The 7,398-nt window shown below is 68.9% G+C and carries 7 protein-coding genes and 1 pseudogene; 5 read left to right on the top strand and 3 right to left on the bottom strand.

Going from position 1 to position 7,398, the window contains the following annotated elements:
- The 3 genes and pseudogenes from RJ05_RS31290 to RJ05_RS30685 form a co-directional block, all read left to right on the top strand.
- Positions 1-367: pseudogene (locus RJ05_RS31290) on the top strand (PspC domain-containing protein); the annotation flags it as partial.
- Positions 360-566 carry a hypothetical protein gene (locus RJ05_RS04660; RefSeq protein WP_051016250.1) on the top strand — a complete coding sequence of 69 codons (207 nt, stop codon included), beginning with the start codon at positions 360-362 and terminating at the stop codon, positions 564-566. The pseudogene RJ05_RS31290 and the gene RJ05_RS04660, both read left to right, overlap by 8 nt.
- 123 nt (positions 567-689) lie before the next feature.
- Complete coding sequence (locus tag RJ05_RS30685; protein ID WP_156090796.1) at positions 690-845, top strand: hypothetical protein; 156 nt, start codon at positions 690-692, stop codon at positions 843-845.
- A gap of 1 nt (position 846) precedes the next feature.
- Here RJ05_RS30685 and guaA read toward each other — a convergent pair whose 3' ends face one another.
- Positions 847-2,421, bottom strand: a complete 1,575-nt coding sequence (guaA, locus tag RJ05_RS04650; protein WP_036533473.1) for a glutamine-hydrolyzing GMP synthase — start codon at positions 2,419-2,421, stop codon at positions 847-849.
- 98 nt (positions 2,422-2,519) lie between these two features.
- On the opposite strand from guaA, the gene RJ05_RS04645 reads away from it, so the two are divergent.
- Positions 2,520-3,326, top strand: coding sequence for an alpha/beta fold hydrolase (locus tag RJ05_RS04645; RefSeq protein WP_036533482.1), 807 nt, complete (start codon positions 2,520-2,522; stop codon positions 3,324-3,326).
- 48 nt (positions 3,327-3,374) lie between these two features.
- Here RJ05_RS04645 and RJ05_RS04640 read toward each other — a convergent pair whose 3' ends face one another.
- On the bottom strand, positions 3,375-4,535 hold the full coding sequence (locus tag RJ05_RS04640) for a GuaB3 family IMP dehydrogenase-related protein (protein WP_036533472.1): 1,161 nt from the start codon (positions 4,533-4,535) through the stop codon (positions 3,375-3,377).
- Between the two features lie 377 nt (positions 4,536-4,912).
- A complete protein-coding gene (gene guaB / locus RJ05_RS04635) occupies positions 4,913-6,457 on the bottom strand; it encodes an IMP dehydrogenase (RefSeq protein ID WP_081597170.1) in 1,545 nt (514 codons plus the stop codon).
- A 232-nt stretch (positions 6,458-6,689) separates the two neighbouring features.
- Here guaB and RJ05_RS04630 point away from each other — a divergent pair, with 232 nt between their 5' ends.
- Entirely contained in the window at positions 6,690-7,103 is a 414-nt protein-coding gene (locus RJ05_RS04630; protein ID WP_036533470.1) for a DUF5319 domain-containing protein, read from the top strand.
- The last annotated feature ends 295 nt before the right edge of the window (positions 7,104-7,398 follow it).

Here is a 7,398-nt window from a genome sequence, read left to right as displayed (position 1 = left end):
GGCCGGGTTCGTCGTGCTGGCCTCGATGATCGGCCCGATCGACTTCGACGGCGCCACCATGGGCGAACAGGTGTGGACTCCGGCGACGACCGCGGACCTGAAACCGGATTACGGCGTCACGATGGGGTCGGGCACGCTGGACCTGCGTGAACTGGCGCTCACCGAGAACCGCACCGTCGACATGTCGGTGCGGATGGGCGAGGCAATCGTGCTGGTGCCTGAGAATATGAACGTCCGCGCCGACTGCACGGTGCGGATGGGCGATGCGCAATGCCCCGAAGGTCTGATCGGGCCCGGCGGTGACGCACCGGTGCTCGATCTCACCATCGATGTCCGAGCGGGAAGTGCGGAGGTGCGCCGTGGCTGACAACCACACCGAAACCCGTCACGGGCCGTCGTTCTCGCTGCTGATCGTCGGCCTGCTCGCGGTCGCGTTGAGTGTCTGGGCCTTGGTCGGTCCGGTGTCCTGGCCGGCGACCGGCGTGATCTCGATCGGCTGGATCGTGGTCGTGACGGCCATCGTCGTCGGCCTGCTGCTCGTGCTGTCGCCCCGTAAACGCCGATAGGACAACTGCATACGTATGGCCCGCCCGCCCCGGCGGGCCATACGCATCGAACACCCGGATCCACCCACCGCGGTCGGACCTGAACGCCACCGCGGCAACCCGATTCGACCGACAGGAGATCCCGTGTCGCAGCACAGTTCCGACCATCCCGAACAGCGCGACCATCCGCCGATAGCGCCACAGGAGGATCCGGTCGAGCCCGCTCGCACCGCACCGGCCGACGGAATCCCGCTCGGCCGCCTCATCCTCGGCCGGGCCTGGCCCTACCGGGTCGGGTGAATCACTCCCACTCGATGGTGCCCGGCGGCTTGCTGGTCACGTCCAGCACCACGCGGTTGACCTCGGCCACCTCGTTGGTGATCCGGGTGGAGATGCGCTCGAGCACGTCGTAGGGCAGCCGGGTCCAATCCGCGGTCATGGCGTCCTCGCTGGACACCGGGCGCAACACGATCGGATGACCGTAGGTGCGGCCGTCGCCCTGGACGCCGACGCTGCGCACATCGGCCAGCAGCACCACCGGGCACTGCCAGATCTGACGGTCCAGCCCGGCCGCGGTGAGTTCCTCGCGGGCGATGGCGTCGGCCTGACGCAGCGTGTTCAGCCGGTCCTCGGTCACCTCGCCGACGATGCGGATGGCCAGGCCGGGGCCGGGGAACGGCTGACGATTGATGATCTCCTCGGGCAGGCCGAGCTCACGGCCGACCGCACGCACCTCGTCCTTGAACAGCAGCCGCAGCGGTTCGACGAGCTCGAATTCCAGATCGTCGGGCAGGCCGCCGACATTGTGGTGGGACTTGATGTTGGCCGTGCCGGCGCCGCCGCCGGATTCCACCACGTCCGGGTAGAGCGTGCCCTGCACCAGGAACTCGACCTTCGGCGCGGCGCCCTCGCTGTCGGACTGCTCGCCGACCACTTCGGCAACCGCGTCCTCGAAGGAGCGGATGAACTCCCGCCCGATGATCTTGCGCTTCTCTTCCGGATCGGTGACGCCCTTCAGCTCACCGAGGAATTGATCCACCGCGTCCACGGTCACCAGCCGGGCGCCGGTCGCAGCGACGAAGTCCTGCTGCACCTGCTCACGTTCTCCCGAACGCAGCAGGCCGTGGTCGACGAATACGCAGGTCAGCTTGTCACCGATAGCGCGCTGCACCAGCGCACCGGCGACGGCACTGTCCACACCGCCGGACAGACCGCAGATGGCGTGCCCGTCGCCGACCTGCTCGCGCACCCGTTCGATCAGCGATTCGGCGATATTGGCCGGTGTCCAGGTGGCCGGGATCCCGGCGATCTCGTGCAGGAAGCGGCTGAGCACCTGCTGGCCGTGCGGGGAATGCAGCACCTCGGGGTGGTATTGCACACCGGCCAGCCTGCGCGCCGGATCCTCGAAAGCGGCGACCGGCGCACCGGCGGTGGTTCCGGTGACCTCGAAACCGGCGGGCGCGTCGGTCACGGCGTCGCCGTGGCTCATCCACACCGGCTGGATCGTCGGCAGGCCACCGTGCAACACACCGCCATCGATATTGAGTTCGGTGCGGCCGTATTCGCGGGTACCGGTGTGGGCGACGGTGCCGCCGAGGGCCTGCGCCATCGCCTGGAAGCCGTAGCAGATGCCGAACACCGGCACCTCGAGATCGAACAGCTGGGCATCCAGCTGCGGGGCGCCCTCGGCGTAGACGCTGGACGGCCCGCCGGACAGGATGACGGCCAGCGGCCGGCGTTCGGCGATCTCCTCGACCGAGGCAGTGTGCGGGATCACCTCGGAGTAGACACTCGCCTCGCGGACTCGACGGGCGATCAGCTGCGCGTACTGCGCACCGAAGTCGACGACGAGGACGGGTCTCTGCGAATCTGCCACTCGACCAGTTTAGAGCTCGGCCTTTCCCGCTCCGACCGCAGCCCGCGCGGCGCCGAATCGCCCGACGCGCCCCCGTGCGGCTGACTATCCTCGACGTCGTGCCATTCGCCCGCGCGATCGATGCCGACATCCACTACGAGGACACCGGCGGCAACGGTCCGCTGGTGCTCTTGGCACACGAATTCTTCATGGACCGCACCATGTTCGCCGAGCAGATGGACGCGCTGGCCCCGGAGTTCCGCATCGTCACCTGGGATGCGCGCGGGCACGGCCACACCAGGGACCAGGGCCTGCCGTTCACTTACTGGACCGCCGCGCGGGACGCGCTGACCGTCCTGGACCATCTCGGCGCCGAACGCGCCGTGGTCGGCGGCACCGCCCAGGGCGGGTTCACCGCTTTGCGCACCGCCCTCATCGCACCCGAACGGGTCGCGGGGTTGATCCTGATCAGCACCGAAGCCCACGGCCCGACCCCTGAACAATCAACGGCCACACAGCGTTTCCTGGCCGAGTGGTACGACGACGGTTCCCGCCCGCGCGCGGTGCAACGCCTCGCGCACTGGCTCATCGGCGACCACGACCGGCATCGCTCGGTGTGGACCGAACGCTGGCTCACCCACGACCGCCACCGCATCGAAGTCGCCGCCGGCTGCCTGCTCGGCCGCGATTCGGTGCTGGACCGACTGTCCGAGATCAGCTGCCCGGCCCTTGTGGTGCACGCCAGCCACAGTGGCATCGCCCGTGAACGCGGCAAACTGCTCGCCGAAGCGATCCCTGGATCGACGTTCGTTGAGATCGACGGCGCACGGCTGGCGGTGACCATGACCCATCCGGACCCGGTCAATCAGGCCATCCGGCAGTTCCTGCGCGGCCGGGCAGTCAGCATGGTCGCGCGCGGACGCTGAGCCGATCAGCCGCGACCGCCGAGTGGCTGGGCGCGGACGCCGGGTGTCCTAGGCGCGGACGCTGAGTCCGACCTTCTGGAACTCCTTCAGATCCGAGTACCCGGCCTTCGCCATCGAACGGCGCAAGCCGCCGACGAGGTTGAGCGAACCGAACGGATCGTCCGACGGTCCGAACAGCACCCGCTCCAGGCTCGGCCGCACCGAGTCCTCGCCGTCACCACCCAGTTCCCACGGATCGTCGACATGCAGCAGCGAACCGCGCGGCACCGAAGGATGCGCCGCCGCCGACGGCCAATACCAGCCACGTCCCGGCGCCTCGGCGGCCGCGGCCAGCGGCACCCCGATCATCGCCGCGTCCGCGCCGCAGGCGATGGCCTTGGCCAGCTGACCCGAGGCCGCGATATCGCCGTCGGCGATCACGTGCACATAGCGGCCGCCGGTCTCGTCGAGGTAGTCGCGCCGCGCCGCGGCGGCATCCGCGATCGCCGTCGCCATCGGCACCCCGATACCCAGCACCTCACCGGTGGTGGTCGCGCCGGGGTAGGAGCCGTAGCCGACGATGACGCCGGCCGCGCCGGTGCGCATCAGATGCAGCGCGGTGCGGTGATCGCTCACTCCACCGGCCACCACCGGCACATCCAGCTCGGCGATGAAGGTCTTGAGGTTCAGCGGTTCGCCGTCGCCGACGTGCTCGGCGGAGATGATCGTGCCGTGCACCACCAGCAGGTCGATACCGGCCTGCACCAGCGCGGGAGTCAGCGACTGAGCGTTCTGCGGGCTCACCCGCACCGCCGTCGTCACGCCGGCGGCCCGCACCTGCGCGACCGCGGCCGCCAGCAGATCCGGCTGCATCGGCGCGGCATGCAGTTCCTGCAGGAACGAGATCGCCCGGTCGTAGCCGCCCTTGGCGACCAGGTCGAGCAACTGCTCGATCTTGGCCGACACATCGGCGTGCCGCGCCCACAGGCCCTCACCGTTGATGACGCCCAGACCACCGAGCCGGCCGAGTTCGATCGCGAACTCCGGCGAGACCAGCGCATCGGTGGGGTGGGTCAGGAACGGGATCTCGAACCGGTAGGCATCCAGCTGCCAGGCCAGCGATACCTGCTTGGCCGAGCGGGTGCGGCGCGAGGGGACGATGTCGATATCGTCCAGCTCATAGGTACGGCGGGCCGTCCGGCCCATCCCGATCTCGACCATGTCGCGCACTGCTAGCTCCTGTGTTTTCGGCCGCTGGCGCGGCGTGTTCGCCGGCCCTTGGTGTCTCGCGTTTCCGCTGCCGCCGTTTGGCTCGGCGTGCGCAGCGGCAGCGTGAACGGGCCGCGATCGGGGCTCCTCGAGGTCGCCCCTCCGATGTGCGGACTTGCGGCACCATGGCTACGCAAGCTCGCGTCCGTGGGCAGGCCACGGCCTGATTCTGTTTGTGTGGTCACGGCACGGCTGTGCCATCACCGATACCGAACGATACCCATCGCGGCACTGGCCGCGGTCGAGGGCATGCCGGTACGGCCCGGGCGAACTCGGTTTTCCGGGCCGGGCCGAGCGGTACGGCGCCGGCCCCTGCCGGTGGGCGGGGCCGGCTCGGATCAGCCGCGACCGGTGTAGTTCGGTGCCTCGACCGTCATGGTGATGTCGTGCGGGTGGCTTTCCTTCAACCCGGCCGCGGTGATCTGCACGAACTGTGCTTCCTGCAGGTCGGCGACGGACTGCGAACCGGTGTAGCCCATGGCCGCGCGCAGGCCGCCGACGAGCTGGTGGATGACCTGGTTGACCGGGCCGCGGAACGGCACCCGGCCCTCGATGCCCTCGGGGACCAGCTTGTCCTCGGCCAGCACGTCGTCCTGGAAGTAGCGGTCCTTGGAGAAGGACTTGGCCTGTCCGCGGCCCTGCATGGCGCCGAGCGAACCCATGCCGCGGTAGCTCTTGAACTGCTTGCCGCCGACCAGGATCAGCTCGCCGGGCGATTCGGCGGTACCGGCGAGCAGCGAACCGAGCATCACGGTGGACGCGCCCGCGGCGATGGCCTTGGCGATATCGCCGGAGAACTGGATGCCGCCGTCGGCGATCACCGGAACACCGGCTGGCTTGCAGGCCGCGACCGCCTCCAAGATGGCGGTGATCTGCGGGGCACCGACACCGGCGACCACGCGGGTGGTGCAGATCGAGCCCGGCCCGACGCCCACTTTCACCGCATCCGCGCCGGCCTCGACCAGCGCCTGCGCGCCGGCGCGGGTGGCGATATTGCCGCCGACCACCTGGATGCGGTCGCCGACCTCGGCCTTGACCTTGGTGACCATCTGCAGCACCTGCGCCTGATGGCCGTGCGCGGTGTCGACCACCAGCACGTCGACGCCGGCGTCGGCCAGCGTCATCGCCCGCGACCAGGCGTCGTCGCCGACACCGACCGCAGCGCCGACCAGCAGGCGGCCGTCGCGGTCCTTGGTGGCGTTCGGGTACTGATCGGTCTTGACGAAGTCCTTGACGGTGATCAGGCCGCGCAGCCTGCCCTCACCGTCGACGATCGGCAGCTTCTCGATCTTGTGCCTGCGCAGCAGGCCGAGCGCGGCCTCGGCCGTCACGCCCTCCTGGGCGGTGATCAGCGGCGCCTTGGTCATCACATCGGCGACCCGGCGGTCCTGGTCGACCTCGAACCGCATATCGCGGTTGGTGATGATGCCGACCAGCGCGCCGGTCTCGTCCACCACGGGCAGGCCGGAGATACGGAAACGCGCGCACATCGCGTCCACTTCGGCGAGGGTGTCGGTCGGGCGACAGGTCACCGGATCGGTCACCATTCCCGCCTCGGAACGCTTGACCGTCTCCACCTGGCTCGCCTGATCGGCCACCGACAGATTGCGGTGCAGCACGCCCATACCGCCCGCCCGGGCCATCGCGATCGCCATCCTGGCCTCGGTGACGGTATCCATGGCCGAACTGCACAGCGGCGTACGCAGCCGGATCTCCCTGGTCAGCTGGCTCGAAGTCTCGACCGAACTGGGAATGAGATCCGACGCCGCGGGCAGCAGCAGCACATCGTCGAACGTGAGGCCGAGCATGGCGATCTTGTTCGGATCGTCACCACCCGTATGAGGGCGGACAGCGCTTCGTTCGCCCGGTACGGGATTACTCATTCGGATCGACCCCTCCTGGACGTCGACAGTGCCGCGAGGGCCGGACCGGCCGTGCGGACTGTTTCATGGGATGGACTGTGCGGATCTGACACCGCCGACGGGTGTCGGGTACACGTCGGCGGGTTTCACCTATGGTATCTGTCCGGTGGAACACGCCTCGAGTGAGGCCGCCGGGGAAACTGGCCGCGCGCATAGCTGGCGCAGACCACCCTGTTCTGCGTACCGTGGGGATGTGCGTGACCATCTACCACCTGGCTTGCCGCCGGATCCATTCGCCGGAGACCCCTCCGACCCGTCGGCCGCGCTCGATGCCATCGAGCCGGGCGAACCGCTGGATCCTCATGAGCGCCTCGCGGTCGAGGAGGATCTCGCCGACCTCGCGGTGTACGAAGCGCTACTCGGCCACCGCGGCATCCGCGGCCTGGTCGTGAGCTGCGAGGACTGCAGGCAGGATCACTACCACGACTGGGACATGCTGCGCGCCAATCTGCTCCAGCTACTGGTCGACGGCACGGTCCGCCCGCATGAGCCGGCCTACGATCCGACCCCCGAGGCCTACGTCACCTGGGATTACTGCCGGGGCTACGCCGACGCTTCGATGAACGAGGCGTTCCACGGCGACGGCTTCGACGGTTTCGACAGCTGATCGGTTCCCTCGGCCATAACGGTCCGATTCCTCGGTCCGCCACGCGAACACGCCACGCGTGCGCCAGATCATGATGTGCGTCTTCTCACGCGCCTTCCCAGCCTCTGGAAAAACCACGGACACAAAAACACCGACCGTCTTCCGACGATCGGTTTCACCCGTCTTTGAATCCCGCTTCGGTCAGTGGTGACCGATGACGCTCGGTCAGCCCGTGGTCGCCCCGCCCGTGCCCGGTGTCCCGGTACCACCACCACCACCGGCCGTCGGCACGGTGGTGATGACCGGCGGCTCGATG

The sequence above is a fragment of the Nocardia cyriacigeorgica NBRC 100375 genome (assembly GCF_000308555.1).
In the GTDB taxonomy this organism is placed as follows: domain Bacteria; phylum Actinomycetota; class Actinomycetes; order Mycobacteriales; family Mycobacteriaceae; genus Nocardia; species Nocardia cyriacigeorgica.
Note: the sequence above shows the minus strand (reverse complement) of the source record. Positions and strands in the feature narration are given on the sequence as shown.